Origin of the sequence: Pseudomonas sp. IPO3774, assembly GCF_013386835.1 — a bacterium.
In the GTDB taxonomy this organism is placed as follows: Bacteria; Pseudomonadota; Gammaproteobacteria; order Pseudomonadales; family Pseudomonadaceae; genus Aquipseudomonas.
Map to the genome: position 1 here is coordinate 163,298 of NZ_JACAQY010000014.1, position 15,561 is coordinate 178,858.

The window sequence follows — 15,561 nt, forward strand, 5'->3', positions numbered from 1 at the left end:
AACGAAGAAGCGGCCTCCAGGGGCCGCTTTTTTGTGCGCGTCATGCCAGACTGCGGTCGTTATCACACCCACGCTAACGGAGGATCTACATGACGATTCGTGCAGTCGTTTTTGATTTCGGCGGTGTCCTGTTCGACTGGAACCCGCACCATCTCTACCGCCAGCTGATTACCGACGACCGGGAGCGCCAACAGTTCCTGGACACCGTCTGCACCCAGGCCTGGAACACCGAGCAGGACGCCGGGCGCAGCCTGGCCGAGGCGACCCGCACGCTGATCGCCGAACATCCGCAGCATGCACCACTGATCCAGGCGTACTACGACCGCTGGCACGAGATGCTGCGAGGCTCATTGCCGGAGGGCGTGGCGATCCTCGAAGCCTTGCATGAGGCGAAGATGCCGCTGTTCGGCCTGACCAACTGGTCCGCCGAGACCTTTCCCTATGCCCGCGCCCACTATCCCTTCCTGCAGTATTTTCGCGACATCGTGGTGTCCGGCGAAATCAAGCTGATCAAGCCCGATCCTGCGATTTACCACGCCAGCCTGGCGCAGGTGCGCGCCCATTTGCCGGATATCCAGCCGGGTGAAGTGGTGTTTATTGACGATGTAGCCGGCAATACCGAGGCGGCCACTGCGCTGGGTTGGCAGGGGATTCACCACGTGTCTGCCGCGCAGACCCGTGAGCGCTTGATCGAGCTGGGGGTGAGCCTCTAGCGCGCCCATTTCTCCATGACGAAGTCCACAAACGCCCGCAGCTTGGGCAGGCGATAGCGGTCCTGGGCGTACAGCAAATGCATGGGCCGGCTGGGCAGTTGGTAGTCCGTCAGTAATGCCACCAGTTTCCCGGCCCGCAGGTCTGGCTCGACCAGGGCGTCAGGCAGCATCACGATGCCCATGCCTTCCAGGGCAGCCTGGCGCAAGGCCTGCGAACTGTTGATGGTCAATGAGCCGGAAACCGGAATTTCCACTTCGCCCTCTGCGCCGCGCATTCGCCACAACTTGTCGGCGTTGCGCCAATCGTCGGTCGCCGGGTAAGCGAACGCCAGGCAGTCATGTTGCTGCAGATCATCGGGGCGTTGAGGTGTGCCACGGCGCGCCAGGTACTCCGCAGAGGCGCAGAGGGTGATGGTGTAATCCTGCATGGGGCGGGCAATCAGGCTTGGCGCGTCCAGGTCGCCCAAGCGGATGGCCACGTCGAACCCGCTGTCGACCATGTCCATCCGCTGGTTGCTCAGCACCACGTACAGCTTGATCTGTGGGTAGCGCTGGGAAAATTCGCTGAGCGCCGGTGCCAGGCGTTCGGTGCCAAAGGCCGGTGGTGCGGTGATCCGCAGCAGGCCCTTGGGCACGTCACTGTTGGCTTGTTCGGCCATCTGCTCGGAGTCGGCCACCAGGCCCAGCACCTCCAGGCAACGCTGGTAATAAATCCCGCCAAACTCGGTCAGGCTTTGCTTGCGCGTGGTGCGCTTGAGCAGGCTGACGCCCAGGCGTTGTTCCAGCGCGCGCAGGTGATTGCCGACCATGGTGGTGGACATGCCGCACGCCTGCGCTGCCGCCGTCATGCTGCCGGCTTCCACCACTTTTACGTACACCGTCATCGCCTGGAACAGATCCATTATCAAGCCCTGGTTTAAAGTGATCGCAGTGTTGTGCAGTTTATCCAGCTCGGGTGGCTAACGATACTGGTGCCATCACTACGATGCACTGGAGCCTGATGCCATGACCGCCGCCTGCCTGATGACCACTTATCAACCGTCGCCCCTGAGCTTTACCCGAGGCCTTGGCACGCGCCTGTGGGACCAGCAGGGCCGTGAATACCTGGATGCGGTGGCAGGTGTGGCGGTGACCAACGTCGGTCATTCCCATCCGCGGCTGGTAGCGGCCATCAGTGAGCAGGCCGGTTTGCTGCTGCACACCTCCAACCTCTACAGCATCGACTGGCAGCAGCGCCTGGCCCAGCGCCTCACCCGGCTTTCCGGGCTGGACCAGGCGTTCTTCAACAACTCCGGTGCCGAAGCCAACGAAACGGCGCTGAAGCTGGCCCGGCTGCATGGCTGGAAAAAGGGTATCGAACAGCCGCTGGTGGTGGTGATGGAGAATGCCTTTCACGGGCGCACCCTGGGCACCCTGTCCGCCAGCGACGGGCCTTCCGTGCGGTTGGGATTTCAAAAACTGCCGGGGGACTTTATCAAGGTCGGCTTCGGTGACTTGAAGGCGCTGGAGGCCGTGACCCGGGAGTTTGGCCCGCGCATTGTTGCGGTGCTGCTTGAGCCGATCCAGGGCGAAAGCGGCGTGCAAGTCGCGCCGCCGGGCTATCTGAAAGCCTTGCGCGAGCACTGCACCCGGCAAGGCTGGTTGTTGATGCTCGATGAGATCCAGACCGGGATCGGCCGCACCGGTCGCTGGTTTGCCTTCCAGCATGAAGGCATCGTGCCGGACGTGATGACTTTGGCCAAAGGCCTCGGCAACGGTGTGCCGATTGGCGCGTGCCTGGCCCGGGCCGCTGTTGCGCAACTGTTTACCCCCGGCAGCCACGGCAGCACCTTCGGCGGCAACCCGCTGGCCTGCCGTGTCGGTTGTACGGTGCTGGAGATCATCGAAGAACAAGGCCTGCTGGACAACGCGGCGCAACAGGGTGAGCGGCTGCTGGCGCGCCTGCGGGTGGAATTGAACGAGCATCCCCAGGTGCTGGCGATTCGCGGGCAAGGGCTGATGATCGGCATCGAACTGGCAACGCCTCAGCGCGACCTGGCCCACCGTGCGGCGCAAGAGCATGGCCTGCTGATCAACGTCACCCGGGGCAAGATCATCCGCCTGCTGCCGCCGCTGACCATCGATGCCAAGGAAGTGGAGATGATCGTGCGCGCACTTTCCCGGCTTCTGGACTAAACACGGATGAGGCTGACGCGGAGCGTCACTGGCTGCATTCCCACGCAGAGCGTGGGAACGATCAGTCAAACGGGGTAGCCGGAGCCCACCTGCACCCCGTTCAGCCATTCCTGGTTCAGGGTCTCGGTATCCCCCAGGTAATCCAGCAACCAGGCCATGGCCGGCGACAGTTTGTTCTGTGCCCAGGCCACGCACGACGGGCTGGCAGGGAAGGGCCGGGAAAGTTGCAGGGCGCTCAGCTCGCCGCGCTCGATCCACGGCTGCACCAGGTGCGCCGGTGCCATGCCGACGCACAGGCCATCCCGCAGGCAATCAATCGCCGAAGCCCAGTGCGGCACCACCAAACGACGCTGGTTATCCAGGGTCCAGGTGTCGCGCTTGGGCAGGTTGCGCGAGGTGTCGGTCATGCACAGGGAGGCGAAGGGCCGCAGTTGGTCATCGCTGAGCAGGCCTTCGACCGCTGCCAGCGGATGCCGGCTGCTGACCACGCACAGCCAGTTCAGCAGGCCCATGTCACGAAACGTGAATTGACTGGCCACCGGCACCGCGCTGGTGGCGCCGATCACGATATCGGTGCGGTCATCGGCCAGGGCATCCCACACCCCGTTGTACACCTCGTAATCCAACAGCAATTCCACCTCCGGGAACTGCCGATAGAAATCCAGTACCAACTGCCGGCAGCGCTGCTGTTTAACGATGGAGTCCACCGCGACTTTCAACTGGCCACTCCAGCCATTTGCCACTTGCTGGCACAGCCGGCGGGTGCCGAGCATTTTTTTCATGACGCCGCGGGCTTCGTCGATGAACAATTTACCCGCGGGTGTCAGCTCCACATCCCGATGCCGTCGGACGAACAGCGGCACCGCCAGCCATTCTTCGAGTTGCCGCACGGTGTAGCTGATGGCTGACGGCACGCGGTGCAGTTCCTGGGCGGCGGCGCTGAAGCTGCCGTGGCGGGCCACTGCATCCACCACATCCAGGGAATATTCAGACCACATGGGGTTTGCCTTCAAAATTATTGATAAGAGTGTCCAATTATTATCGCTTCACAGGGATTTGCTCAGCTTCATAATAGGCGCCAGTCAGCAAATAGTTTGATGGCAGGTTATACAAGGCTTCAATGAAAAATTCTTTTGGATTCACCTGGTACCTGGCGGGGCTGAGCATGCTCGGCTATCTGGCCATGGATATGTACTTGCCGGCGTTTGGCGCCATGGGCGAGCAACTGCAGATTTCCCCCGGCGCGGTGGGCGCGAGCCTGAGCATTTTCCTCGCCGGCTTTGCCGTCGGGCAGTTGCTGTGGGGGCCGCTATCCGACCGGTTGGGACGCAAGCCGGTGCTGCTTACGGGCCTTTCCCTGTTTGTGCTCGGCTGCCTGGGGATGTTCTGGGTCGAGACCGCACCGCAGCTGTTGGCCTTGCGTTTTGTCCAGGCGATTGGCGTGTGTTCCGCCGCCGTCAGTTGGCAGGCGCTGGTGATCGACCGCTACCCGGCGGACAAGGCCCATCGGGTGTTCGCCGGCATCATGCCGCTGATGTCACTGTCTCCGGCCCTGGCGCCACTGCTGGGAGCGCTGTTGCTGAATCACTGGGGCTGGCAGGCGATCTTCGGTGTGTTGTTGGTGGTTTCGCTGCTCCTGCTGCTGCCTACGTTGTTTCTCAGGCCGCTGCCGAAACGCCTGACAACCGACGGCGAACCGTCCCGACTCGGCTATGGGCAATTGCTCAAGTCGCGGGTGTTCACCGGCAACGTGATGATCTTTGCCGCATGCTCGGCCAGTTTCTTCGCCTGGCTTACCGCCTCGCCGTTCATCCTTGGCGGGATGGGCTACAGCCCGAATGACATCGGCTTGAGCTACGTATTGCCAACGCTGTCGTTCCTGATCGGTGGCTACAGTTGCCGCAGTGCGTTGCAGCGGTTCCAGGGCAAGACTTTGTTGCCGTGGCTGCTGCTGGCGTACTGCATCAGCATGGTCGCGCTGTACCTCGTCGCGACCTTGACCGTGCCGACGCTCGCCACCTTGCTGATTCCGTTCTGCCTGATGGCCCTGGTCAATGGCGCCAGCTACCCGATCGTGGTGGCGAATGCACTGATGCCGTTTGCGGAAAATTCCGGCAAGGCGGCGGCATTGCAGAACACCTTGCAGTTGGGGTTGTGCTTCCTGGCGAGCCTGATCGTGTCGTCGATGATCGACCAGCCGCTGTTGATCACTGCGATCGTGATGCTGGCGACCGCGCCATTGGCCGTGTTGGGCTACTGGCTGGCGCGACCGAAGGTCGACGATGGCGATGCCGACCTGGTGCGCGCCCGCTAGAACGTCACTTCCATGTTCACCGTCGGCGTTGACGTGCGGCTACCCCGGCCGCCGTCCACGCCGAACTTGTTATGCCAATACTCATACCCGACGCCCAGGTAGAGATTGGGCTTGACGCCTTTGCCCGGACGCACCGCCACCATCAGCGCGGTGCGCATCAGGGTTTCCGGCGCGGTGTCGCGGCCATGGAAGTCTTCGCCCTTTTCCCCGACGTGATTGATAAACCCCTGAAACTTCGCCCCGTGGTTGCCGATCTCGAAAGGCCGCATCCAGGTCAGGTTGAGCATGTAGGTATCGTCGAAGGTGTGATCGGGTTCTTTCGCGCCAGGGATGCCGGAATGGTTTCTTTCCTTGTAGTACATCAGGCTCAGGTCCAGCACGCCGACGGTGTTGAACTTCAAGGTCGGGCCAATCACCAGCGCACGTTTTTTCGCCGACGCCAGGTTGTTGTTGCGGTTAGCATCAAAGCCGAAGGTCAGTGCGTAATCCTTGATCACCCCGGTGCCCAGCGGCACATCGAATACCCGTGAGGCGTACAGCTGGTGCCGGTACACCGCATACACTTCGCTGCCGCCGTGGTCGGTGCCCTTGCGTGGGTCGCGGCTGTCGGACAGGAACACATCGAGGTTTAGGTAGTTGCTGCCGTACTGGTAGCCGCTGGCGTGGGTGAAGCTGTAGATGCGCTTGCTGAATTCATCCGGGTTGTTCGGGTTGGTGAACTGCTGGCCGTAGCGAAATCCCAGGCTGTTGTTCATCCATTCCAGCGCGACAGCCTCCCCGCCGCCGAACAGGGTGAGTAATACGGTTGCGCCGTGCAGTGCCTTTTTCATTGTTTTAATTCCTTTGGCGTTTTGGCTCATGGCGACCGCGCAAGGGTCGCCGGGCGCAGTATCGGCACATCCGTTGTGGGTTCCAAAGAACAGAATCTCGCCTGGGCCGATGCCGAAACGGCAGCACTGAAGCTGGCCTGAGAGTCAGGAAATACGTGGCGCCGAGGGCGTTTCCTGATGTTCGCGCAAACTGATTTCTTCACTGAGCAGATGGGCCATGGCTTGCACCGCCATCGGCAAGTCTCGGTCTTTGCGGGCGTACAAGCCCAGGTCGCTGAAGATCCCGCCCTGGTCGCTGAGCGGAATGTGCAGCAGTTCGCCGCGGGCTAAATCCACCTCCACGCCAATGCGCGTCTGGAACGCGATGCCCAGTTGCTGGCGCGCCAGTTGCCGGGCCAGCTCCATCGAGTTGCTGTGCAGCAGTGGCTTGTTCGTCGCCGCCGAACGCTTGTGCAGCGGTGCGATCAGGTGGTGAACCGAGAGCTCGCTCTTGGCCTGGATCACCCCGTGTTCACAGCAGCGCGCGTAACTCACGCTACTTTCACCGGCCAACGGATGCCCCGGTGCCATCAACGCCCCCAGGCGGAAATGGCCGACACACACCTGGATGGTTTCGCTGCTACGCGGTAAGGCAAAGGCCAACCCCAGGTCAGCCTGGCCGTTGACCACCGCACCGGGAATCGATTGCGAACCTTGTACCGTGACGCCAATGGTCACTTTCGGATAACGCTCACGCATGCGCTTGAGGGCGGCGGGCAGCAGCTCCACAGTGGCGCCTTCCACCGTGGCGATTTCCACGTGGCCGGTCTGTACACCGTTCAAGCCATCCAGTTCATCGCGCACGCGCTCCACGTCCTGCAACAGGAAACTCACGTGGCGGGTCAGGATTTCCCCGGCCGCCGTCAGGCGCAGGCCGCCGGGCAGGCGCTCGAACAGCGCCGCGCCCACCTCGTCTTCCAGCTTGAGGATCTGCCGGTTCACCGCCGAAGACGCCACGTTCAGGCGGCGCGCGGCTTCGCGGATCGAGTGGCAGCGGCGAACCATGTCGAAGTAGTAAATCGCCGGGGCGTGGATGCGCAGCTTGCGGTTGAGCATTTTTTTCAAGTCCTTGTGCGCAGCGCTTCGAGCCACGGGGCAGGGCGGCTGAATGGATTTTTGTAACGGCGTTCAGGGTGTTCTTGTGAAAATGATTGTATACAACTCTATGGACATCCAATCTTTCTATTGCATACAGTGAGTGCACAACAAAAACAGAGAACCCCTCACCATGACTATCCCGAAGACGTCACCGCAGCGGCCAGAAGATGAGAATCTCGGCGTCGCGGCCAACATGGCTTACGGCCTGCAGCATGTGCTCACCATGTACGGCGGCATCGTGGCTGTACCGTTGATCGTCGGCCAGGCGGCCGGGTTGTCGCCGGCCGATATTGGCCTGCTGATCGCTGCCTCGCTGTTTGCCGGAGGCCTGGCTACGCTGTTGCAAACCCTGGGCCTGCCGTTTTTCGGCTGCCAGTTGCCGCTGGTGCAAGGGGTGTCCTTTGCCGGGGTGGCGACCATGGTGGCGATTGTTGGCAGCGACGGCGCGGGTGGCGTCCCGGCGATTCTCGGGGCGGTGATGGCCGCCTCCCTGATAGGCCTGCTGATCACCCCGGTGTTCTCGCGAATCACCAAATTCTTCCCGCCGTTGGTCACCGGGATTGTGATCACTACCATCGGCCTGACGTTGATGCCCGTCGCCGCCCGCTGGGCCATGGGCGGCAACAGCCGCGCCGCAGATTTCGGCAGCATGCCGAACATCGGCCTGGCGGCGCTGACCCTGGTACTGGTATTGCTGCTGAGCAAGATCGGTAGCGCGACCATCTCGCGACTGTCGATCCTGCTGGCGATGGTGATCGGCACGGTTATCGCGGTGTTCCTCGGCATGGCTGACTTCTCCAGCGTGACCCAGGGCCCGATGTTCGGCTTTCCCACACCCTTCCATTTCGGCATGCCAACCTTCCATCTCGCGGCGATCATTTCCATGTGCATCGTGGTCATGGTGACCCTGGTGGAAACCTCGGCGGACATTCTGGCGGTGGGTGAAATCATCGACACCAAAGTCGACTCCAAGCGCCTCGGCAATGGCCTGCGTGCGGATATGCTGTCGAGCATGTTTGCGCCGATCTTCGGCTCGTTCACCCAGAGCGCGTTTGCACAAAACGTCGGACTGGTGGCGGTTACCGGGGTCAAGAGCCGTTATGTGGTCGCCACCGGTGGGATATTCCTGGTGATCCTCGGCCTGCTGCCGTTCATGGGGCGGGTGATTGCGGCAGTGCCGACTTCGGTGCTGGGCGGGGCCGGAATCGTATTGTTCGGCACCGTGGCTGCCAGTGGTATCCGGACCTTGTCCAAGGTCGATTACCGCAACAACATGAACCTGATCATTGTCGCCACTTCCGTCGGTTTTGGCATGATCCCGATTGCGGCCCCGAGTTTCTACGATCACTTCCCGAGCTGGTTCGCGACCATTTTCCATTCGGGGATCAGTTCGTCGGCGATCATGGCGATCCTGTTGAACCTGGCGTTCAACCACTTCACCGCGGGCAACTCGGACCAGCAGTCGGTATTCGTTGCCGGGACGGAACGCAGCCTGTGCTTCCAGGATGTGGCGGCGTTGCGGGACGGGGATTACTTCAGCGGCGGCAAGCTGTTTGATGCCGAGGGCAAGGAAATTCCGTTGCTGGAGGAAGTGCCGAAGAAAGCGGCTGTGCACGGCAGGGCACAGACCAGCGAGGTGTAACAGCCACAAAGAGTCCAATGTGGGAGCGGGCTTGCTCGCGAAGGCGGTGTGTCAGTCGCTAAATATGCTGACTGATCCACCGCCTTCGCGAGCAAGCCCGCTCCCACATTTTGATCTCAGCCAGTCTTGAGCGTTCTGTGGGGCACCGAACAAGCCTCATCCAAAAACTGCACCACCGTCCCCATGCACGCCTGTCGCTCTTCAACATGCGGCATGTGGCTGGAGTCTTCGAACAGCGCCCAGCGCACATCGGCAATCTCATCCAGGAACGGCTTGACCACCAGCGGCGTGGCCTCGTCATGGCGACCGGAAATCACCAGGGTCGGCACATTGACCTTCGACAGCCGGCCGATCACGTTCCAGTCTTTCAAGCTGCCAATCACATGGAATTCCGTCGGGCCGCTCATGGCGTGATACACCGTCGGGTCCGAATCCACCTGGGCGAATGTGCGGGCGACTTCTTCCGGCCACGGATTGACCCGGCACACGTGCTGGTCATAGAAAATCCGCGAGGCGGCCAGGTACTCAGGGTCCTGGTAGGTGCCGGCCTGTTCATGCTTGAGCAAGGTCTCGTGCACGCCTTCAGGCAGTAGCTTGCGCAGGCGGTTGGCCTCGGCAACCCAGGTACGCATGCAGGTCGGCGAGTTGGCCGGAATAAATGCACGCAGGCCCTTGGGTTGCAGGATGGCGTGTTCGCTGCCGAGCATGCCGCCCCAGGATTGACCCAGGATCGCGTAGTTGTTGCTGATCTGCAGATGGTCCAGCAGGTTGTCCAGTTCTTCGAGGAACAAGCCGACGGTCCAGAATGAAGGGTCTTTGTCAGGCAGGTGGGTGGAGCGGCCGTTGCCCAGTTGGTCGTAGTGAATGACCGCGTGGCCACTGGCGGCTACGTCCTTGTAGGCATCGACATAATCATGGGTACAACCCGGGCCACCATGGAGGATGACCAGCGGCGTGAGGCCGCTGTCCAGGTCGCCGGTTACCCGATACCAGGTCTGGTAGTCGCGAAAGGCCGCATAGCCTTCGCGGATTGTTTCGATGAATTCCATTTCGTGCCCTGCCCTGAGAAAAAGTGATCAGGTACACGATAGTCGGCACAGAAAGTTTAAGTAACTAGCAAAACAGCTAGGTTTTTCCTTCGGATCAGTCTTCCAGCAGCCGGTAATGAGTGGCCCGTACCACCGCTTGCACCCGGTTCTTGGCCCCCAGTTTGTGCATGGCCGACGCCAGGTGCAGGGTAACCACTGCCAGGGAGCGGCTCAATTGCGTGGCGATTTCGGCGGCGGTCAGGCCGTCGGCGGCCCATTTCAGGCATTCGCGCTCACGCTTGGTCAGGCGGATATGCGGGTAGGAGCGCAGTTCCTTGCTGAAAAGCGGGTAGGCCGCTTCCTGCAAGGCGTGGGTAATCAGGCTGAATTCCGACAGCGTCTGGCGGGCGTCCTGCAACACTGCGCTGGCCTTGCCGGTGCGCAGGCCGGTCAGCGAGGCGAAGCCGCCACGGGGCAAATGGATCGGCACGCTGACGCCGCAGGTCATCTGGCGGTCGTGCAGGTAGCTGGAAACCGGGGCGTGGCAAGGGTCGATGATTTTTTGCAGAGCGGTATCGGCCTTGGCCTCGTAGGACCACACAAACGGTGAAACCGTCGACAGCGCGAGGTGTTGCACCGGATCGATCTGATAAAAACCGGAGCTGCACCACAGGTTGTACCAGTCGGGCGGGGTATTGCGCAGTTGCAGCACAGAAGGGGTGATCAGTGCACCATTATGGTCAATGGGCACGGGGGTGTAGTCGTAGACCAACGCATCAAAACCCAGGTCCTGGGCCAATACGAGGGTGTTGTCCATCTGTTCATCCAGGCTCCTGCCGGGGATGAGACGGTCATTAAACGCAGTTAGCCTGGCCAGCATCCGTTCTGCTCCCGATTTCATTTGAATCTCGTCTTGCTGCAAGTAGAATGCCACGCCCCGGCGAAGGACTGCCAGACCAAACCTATAAGAATTACCAGGTTATGGACACGCGGCATCCTCGGTAGTGTTGGCCTCTAAACGGCCACTCTCCACAGGGCCGACACACAACAAGGAATGTATGCATGTGGCGTGAAATTGCCCCCGACCAGCGGTACAACGTGCAGGTCGATGGCCACAACCTCGTGGCCTATAGCTTTGGCGAAGGCGATGAGGTGTTGCTGTGCCTCAATGGCGGCCCCGGGCTGCCTTGCGACTACTTGCGCGACGCCCATGGCTGGCTCAAGGACAATGGCCTGCGAGTGGTTGCATTCGACCAGCTTGGCACGGGCGCTTCAGCCAGACCGACCGATGTTTCGCTGTGGGAAATCAGCCGTTATGTCGAAGAAGTCGAAACCGTGCGCCAGGCCCTTGGCCTTGGCCGCGTGCACTTGCTGGGGCATTCCTGGGGCGGATGGCTGGGCATCGAGTACGCCATTCACTACCCCGATGCGCTGAAAAGCCTGATCCTGGAAAACACCGTCGGCGACATTCCGCACCTGTCCCTCGAGCTGGAACGCCTGCGCGGCGCCCTGGGCAGCGAAACCGTGGCGATGATGCAACGCCATGAAGCCATGGGAACCCTCGATCACCCGCAGTACCAGGCCGCCATCACCTTGCTCAACTACCGCCACGTCTGCCGCCTGGACGAATGGCCGGCGCCGGTCCAGCGTTCCCTCGGCGACTGGAACATGGGCCCCTACGAAACCATGCAGGGCCCCAACGAATTTCTCTACATCGGCAACCTGAAGGACTGGAACCGCATCCCCGAGATGGCCGAGTTCAAGATGCCGATACTGATCACCACCGGCCAGCACGACGAACTGACCCCGGCCTGCGCCATGCGCATGAAAAGCGCGGCCCGGCACGCCGAGCTGCACGTGTTCCCCAACAGCAGCCATATGCCGTTTTACGAAGAGCCCCAGGCATACTTCCCGGTGTTGCTGGACTTCCTCGCTCGTCATCGAGGCTGACGGATGAACCTGGCGCGTTACCGTTTTGTGCTGTCCCGGCCGCTGCAATTGCTGCCGGTGCTGTTTGGCATCAGCCTGATCACCTTTGTGCTGGTGCGCTCGATTCCCGGCGACCCGGCGCGGGCCCTGCTGGGTTCGCGCAGCACCCCGGACGCGTTGCTGAAGATCCGCGCCCAGTACGGCCTCGACCAGCCGCTGTGGCTGCAATATTTCTACTTCCTGAAAAACCTGCTCAAGGGCGACCTCGGCCAGTCACTGCTGTACAAGGTCGACGCGCTGAAACTGATCGTCACCCGCATCGAGCCGACCCTGTTCCTGGTGCTCGGCAGTGTGCTGCTGGCGCTGTTGATCGCGGTGCCGCTGGCCACCGTGGCCGCGCGTAATAAAGGTGGCTGGGCGGATAACCTGATCCGGCTGTTCACTACGGTGGGCCTGGGCATGCCGGCGTTCTGGCTGGGGTTGATGCTGATCCTGTTGCTCAGCGTGCAATGGGGCCTGTTCCCGGTCTCCGGGTATGGGCGCACCTGGCTGGACAAGGCGCACCACATGGTTCTGCCGTGCCTGACCATCGCCCTGGCGCTGTCGGCGGTGCTGGTGCGCAACCTGCGGGCGAGCATGTTGATGGAGTTGCAGGCTGACCACGTTACCGCCGCCCGGGCGCGCGGGTTGTCGGAGGCGGCGGTGTTTCGTCGTCATGTGCTGCCCAATTCCCTGGTGCCGGCGGTGAACCTGCTGGCGGTGAACATTGGCTGGCTGATCAGCGGCACGGTGGTGATCGAAAGCCTGTTTGCGATTCCCGGCATCGGCCAATTGCTGGTGCGCGGCATCTTCACCCGCGACTACATGGTGGTGCAGGGCGTGGCGATGGTGCTGGCCTGTGCCACCGTGCTGGTCAACTTTGTTGCCGATGTGGTGACGGTCACGCTGGACCCGCGAGTGAAGATGCAATGAGCAGCCGCCCATTGATCGCCCCATGGCGCCTGCGCCTGCGCTTTGGTTTTCGCAATGGCCGGCTGACGGCGGCCTGGGGCCTGTTGATTCTGCTGACATGGCTGGCGCTGGCCGTGTTCGCCCCCTGGATCGCACCCTTTGACCCGATTGCGCAAAACACCGACATCAGTTTGCTGGGTCCCAGCCAGGTCCATCCATTTGGCACGGACAACTACGGGCGAGACATCCTTTCGAGGGTGATCTGGGGTGCACGCATCGACCTGCAACTGGCGGTGGTCGGGGTGATCTTTCCGTTCCTGATCGGCACCTTCGTCGGTGCGGTGTCCGGCTACATCGGCGGGCGTTTCGACAGCTTCTGCATGCGGGTGATCGACGTGATCCTCGCGTTCCCTTTCCTGGTGCTGATGCTGGCGATCATGGCCATTCTCGGTCCGGGTTTGAAAAGCTTTTACATCGCCATGGCGCTGGTGGGCTGGGTGTCCTACGCGCGGCTGATCCGCTCGCAGATCCTGGTGCTCAAGGAAAGCGACTTCGCCCTGGCCGCCAAAAGCCTGGGCTTTGGCCATGGGCGCATTCTGTTCCGGCATTTGTTGCCCAACGCGATGTTCGGTTCGATTGTGTTCTCGATGTCTGACGCAGTGCTGGTGCTGCTCAACGGCGCAGCGGTCAGCTACCTCGGCCTGGGCGTACAACCGCCGACCGCCGAGTGGGGCACCATGGTTGCCGAAGGCCAGGCGTTCATCACCACCGCCTGGTGGATTTGCACCTTCCCGGGCCTGGCCATCGTGACCCTGGCCATGGGCTTCAGCCTGCTGGCCGATGGTGTGGCGCAAGTGCTGGGGGATCGCTCATGAGCCTGTTGCAGGTGCAGGACCTGAGCGTCATCGCCAATAACACCGGGCGCGACGTAACGTTGGTGGACCGGGTGTCGTTCGACCTGGCCGAAGGTGAAATCCTCGGCCTGGTGGGCGAAAGCGGTTCGGGCAAGACCATGGCCTGTCGCGGGCTGATGCGCTTGCTGCCGTCCCCGAGCCTGCGGGTGCAGGGCGGTTCGGTGCGCCTGGCGGGCCAGGACCTTCTGCAGCTGGATGACGCCGGCATGCGCGCGGTACGCGGTGGGCAACTTGGGATGATTTTCCAGAACCCCAGTAGCCACCTCGACCCGTTGATGCGCATCGGCGAGCAGATCGCCGAAGGCATCCGACTGCACCAGGGCGCGTCGAAAAAGGAGGCGCGCTTGCAGGCTATCGAAGTGCTGCGCCAGGTCGGCATTCCCGATCCCCAGGCGCGGATCGACAATTACCCCCACGAGTTTTCCGGCGGCATGCGCCAGCGGGCAATGATCGCGGTGGCCCTTGGCTGCAATCCCAAGGTGCTGATTGCCGACGAACCGACCACCGCCCTCGACGTGACCGTGCAAGCCCAGATTCTGCGGCTGTTGCTGGACCTGCGGGACCAGCGTGGCCTGTCGATCATCATGATCACTCACGACCTGGGCGTGGTGGCGCAAACCTGCGACTCCATCGCCGTGATGTACGCCGGGCGCCTGTGCGAACACGGCAGCAAATACGAGCTGCTGGCACACCCGCAACACCCTTACACCGCCGGCCTGATCGAGTGCCAGCCCGCCACCAGCAGCGGCCACGCCCTGTTGCGCACCATCGCCGGCCAACCGCCATTGCTCGACGCATTGCCCAAGGGCTGCCGGTTCAACCCGCGCTGCCCGCAAGTCGGCAGTTTGTGCACCGAGCTGCTGCCGGAAGGCGCGCGGGTGGCCTGTCACTATCCCCTGGGAGTTCGCCCATGACGTTGTTGCAGGTGAATGACCTTGAGGTGCGTTTCGCCGCCGCCGGCAGCGGCCTGTTCGGCCTGAATAAACAGTGGGTGAGGGCGGTCAACGGGGTGTCGTTGACCCTGGCCGCCGGTGAAACACTGGGTTTGGTGGGCGAGTCCGGCAGCGGCAAAAGCACATTGGGGCGGGCGATCCTGCACCTCAACCCCATCAGCGCCGGGCAGGTGGTGTTTGACGGCATCGACATGGCCCACGCCGGGCCGGTCGATATCGCCCGTTTGCGGCACGAGACGGCGATGATCTTCCAGGATCCCTACGCGGCCCTGAACCCGCGTCTTACCGTCGGCGAAACCATCGCCGAAGTCCTGCGGGTGCAGCGCAAGGTGGCGTCGGAAAACATCCCACGCCGGGTCGACGAATTACTCGACCTCGTAGGCCTGCGCCCCGAGCTTGCCAGCCGCAAGCCCGGCTCCCTGAGCGGCGGCCAGTGCCAGCGCATCGGCATTGCCCGGGCGCTGGCGGTGGAGCCGCGGCTGATCATCGCCGACGAATGCGTGGCTGCCCTGGATGTGTCGATCCAGGGCCAGATCATCAACCTGCTGCTGGAACTGCAACAGCGCATGAACCTGGCGATCCTGTTTATCGCCCACGACCTGGCCATCGTCCGCCGCCTGTGCGACCGGGTGGCGGTGATGTACCTGGGGAAAATCGTTGAGGAAGGTCCGGTGGAGGCGGTGTTCACCACGCCGCGCCATCCCTACACAGCAGCGTTGATCCAGGCGATCCCGGAGATTGATCCTTACCGCCCGTTGCCCAGCGAACCGTTGCCGGGCGAGCCGCCGAGCCCGTTGAAACTGCCCAGTGGTTGCGCCTTTCACCCGCGTTGCCGACATGCACGAGCCGTGTGTGCCGAGGTATTGCCGCCGACTCACGTTGTGCAAACGCATCGGTACAGTTGCGTGCTTGAAGAACCTTTGCTTTGAACCCTTCCTGCCGATCATGAACAACCGCCGTTATAGACAAGGAGTT

Annotated in this window: 15 protein-coding genes; 9 read left to right on the top strand and 6 right to left on the bottom strand. The window is 62.1% G+C overall.

The window, feature by feature from the left end; translation table 11 throughout:
* The first annotated feature begins 89 nt into the window (after positions 1 to 89).
* Positions 90 to 713 (top strand): HAD family phosphatase, encoded by a 624-nt coding sequence (locus tag HYE77_RS09235; protein ID WP_177068710.1) that lies wholly within the window; start codon positions 90 to 92, stop codon positions 711 to 713.
* Here HYE77_RS09235 and HYE77_RS09240 read toward each other — a convergent pair.
* Positions 710 to 1,615, bottom strand: a complete 906-nt coding sequence (locus HYE77_RS09240; RefSeq protein WP_102368413.1) for a LysR family transcriptional regulator — start codon at positions 1,613 to 1,615, stop codon at positions 710 to 712. The two genes, HYE77_RS09235 and HYE77_RS09240, sit on opposite strands and share 4 nt — an antisense overlap.
* 103 nt (positions 1,616 to 1,718) lie before the next feature.
* Here HYE77_RS09240 and HYE77_RS09245 point away from each other — a divergent pair, with 103 nt between their 5' ends.
* On the top strand, positions 1,719 to 2,888 hold the full coding sequence (locus tag HYE77_RS09245) for an aspartate aminotransferase family protein (RefSeq protein ID WP_102368414.1): 1,170 nt from the start codon (positions 1,719 to 1,721) through the stop codon (positions 2,886 to 2,888).
* Positions 2,889 to 2,953: 65 nt separating this feature from the next.
* On the opposite strand, the gene punR is transcribed toward HYE77_RS09245, so the two are convergent.
* The gene (gene punR, locus HYE77_RS09250) at positions 2,954 to 3,886 is read right to left on the bottom strand and encodes a DNA-binding transcriptional activator PunR (RefSeq protein ID WP_003218855.1); all 933 of its coding nucleotides are present in this window, start codon (positions 3,884 to 3,886) and stop codon (positions 2,954 to 2,956) included.
* Between the two features lie 122 nt (positions 3,887 to 4,008).
* Between punR and punC the strand changes: the two genes are divergently transcribed.
* Positions 4,009 to 5,202 carry a purine nucleoside transporter PunC gene (gene punC, locus HYE77_RS09255; protein WP_177068711.1) on the top strand — a complete coding sequence of 398 codons (1,194 nt, stop codon included), beginning with the start codon at positions 4,009 to 4,011 and terminating at the stop codon, positions 5,200 to 5,202.
* On the opposite strand, the gene HYE77_RS09260 is transcribed toward punC, so the two are convergent.
* Both HYE77_RS09260 and HYE77_RS09265 read right to left on the bottom strand, forming a co-directional pair.
* Complete coding sequence (locus HYE77_RS09260) at positions 5,199 to 6,032, bottom strand: nucleoside-binding protein (RefSeq protein ID WP_177028733.1); 834 nt, start codon at positions 6,030 to 6,032, stop codon at positions 5,199 to 5,201. The genes punC and HYE77_RS09260 overlap by 4 nt on opposite strands.
* A 144-nt stretch (positions 6,033 to 6,176) precedes the next feature.
* The gene (locus tag HYE77_RS09265; RefSeq protein ID WP_177068712.1) at positions 6,177 to 7,127 is read right to left on the bottom strand and encodes a LysR family transcriptional regulator; all 951 of its coding nucleotides are present in this window, start codon (positions 7,125 to 7,127) and stop codon (positions 6,177 to 6,179) included.
* A 172-nt stretch (positions 7,128 to 7,299) separates the two neighbouring features.
* On the opposite strand from HYE77_RS09265, the gene HYE77_RS09270 reads away from it, so the two are divergent.
* Complete coding sequence (locus HYE77_RS09270) at positions 7,300 to 8,811, top strand: nucleobase:cation symporter-2 family protein (protein WP_177068713.1); 1,512 nt, start codon at positions 7,300 to 7,302, stop codon at positions 8,809 to 8,811.
* 116 nt (positions 8,812 to 8,927) lie between these two features.
* On the opposite strand, the gene HYE77_RS09275 is transcribed toward HYE77_RS09270, so the two are convergent.
* Entirely contained in the window at positions 8,928 to 9,860 is a 933-nt protein-coding gene (locus tag HYE77_RS09275) for a proline iminopeptidase-family hydrolase (RefSeq protein WP_003218843.1), read from the bottom strand.
* Between the two features lie 94 nt (positions 9,861 to 9,954).
* Complete coding sequence (locus tag HYE77_RS09280; RefSeq protein WP_008437673.1) at positions 9,955 to 10,719, bottom strand: LuxR family transcriptional regulator; 765 nt, start codon at positions 10,717 to 10,719, stop codon at positions 9,955 to 9,957.
* A 182-nt stretch (positions 10,720 to 10,901) separates the two neighbouring features.
* Here HYE77_RS09280 and HYE77_RS09285 point away from each other — a divergent pair, with 182 nt between their 5' ends.
* The 5 genes from HYE77_RS09285 to HYE77_RS09305 are packed head-to-tail and all read left to right on the top strand — an operon-like array spanning position 10,902 to position 15,515.
* Positions 10,902 to 11,789: a proline iminopeptidase-family hydrolase gene (locus HYE77_RS09285; RefSeq protein WP_008437674.1), complete on the top strand. Its 888-nt coding sequence runs from the start codon at positions 10,902 to 10,904 to the stop codon at positions 11,787 to 11,789.
* A gap of 3 nt (positions 11,790 to 11,792) precedes the next feature.
* Positions 11,793 to 12,740, top strand: coding sequence for an ABC transporter permease (locus HYE77_RS09290; protein WP_003218838.1), 948 nt, complete (start codon positions 11,793 to 11,795; stop codon positions 12,738 to 12,740).
* Entirely contained in the window at positions 12,737 to 13,594 is an 858-nt protein-coding gene (locus HYE77_RS09295; RefSeq protein WP_177050895.1) for an ABC transporter permease, read from the top strand. The genes HYE77_RS09290 and HYE77_RS09295 overlap by 4 nt, the downstream gene beginning before the upstream one ends.
* Entirely contained in the window at positions 13,591 to 14,547 is a 957-nt protein-coding gene (locus HYE77_RS09300) for an ABC transporter ATP-binding protein (RefSeq protein ID WP_102368420.1), read from the top strand. Before HYE77_RS09295 ends, HYE77_RS09300 begins: the two co-directional genes overlap by 4 nt.
* A complete protein-coding gene (locus HYE77_RS09305) occupies positions 14,544 to 15,515 on the top strand; it encodes an ABC transporter ATP-binding protein (RefSeq protein ID WP_177068714.1) in 972 nt (323 codons plus the stop codon). Before HYE77_RS09300 ends, HYE77_RS09305 begins: the two co-directional genes overlap by 4 nt.
* Positions 15,516 to 15,561 lie beyond the last annotated feature (46 nt).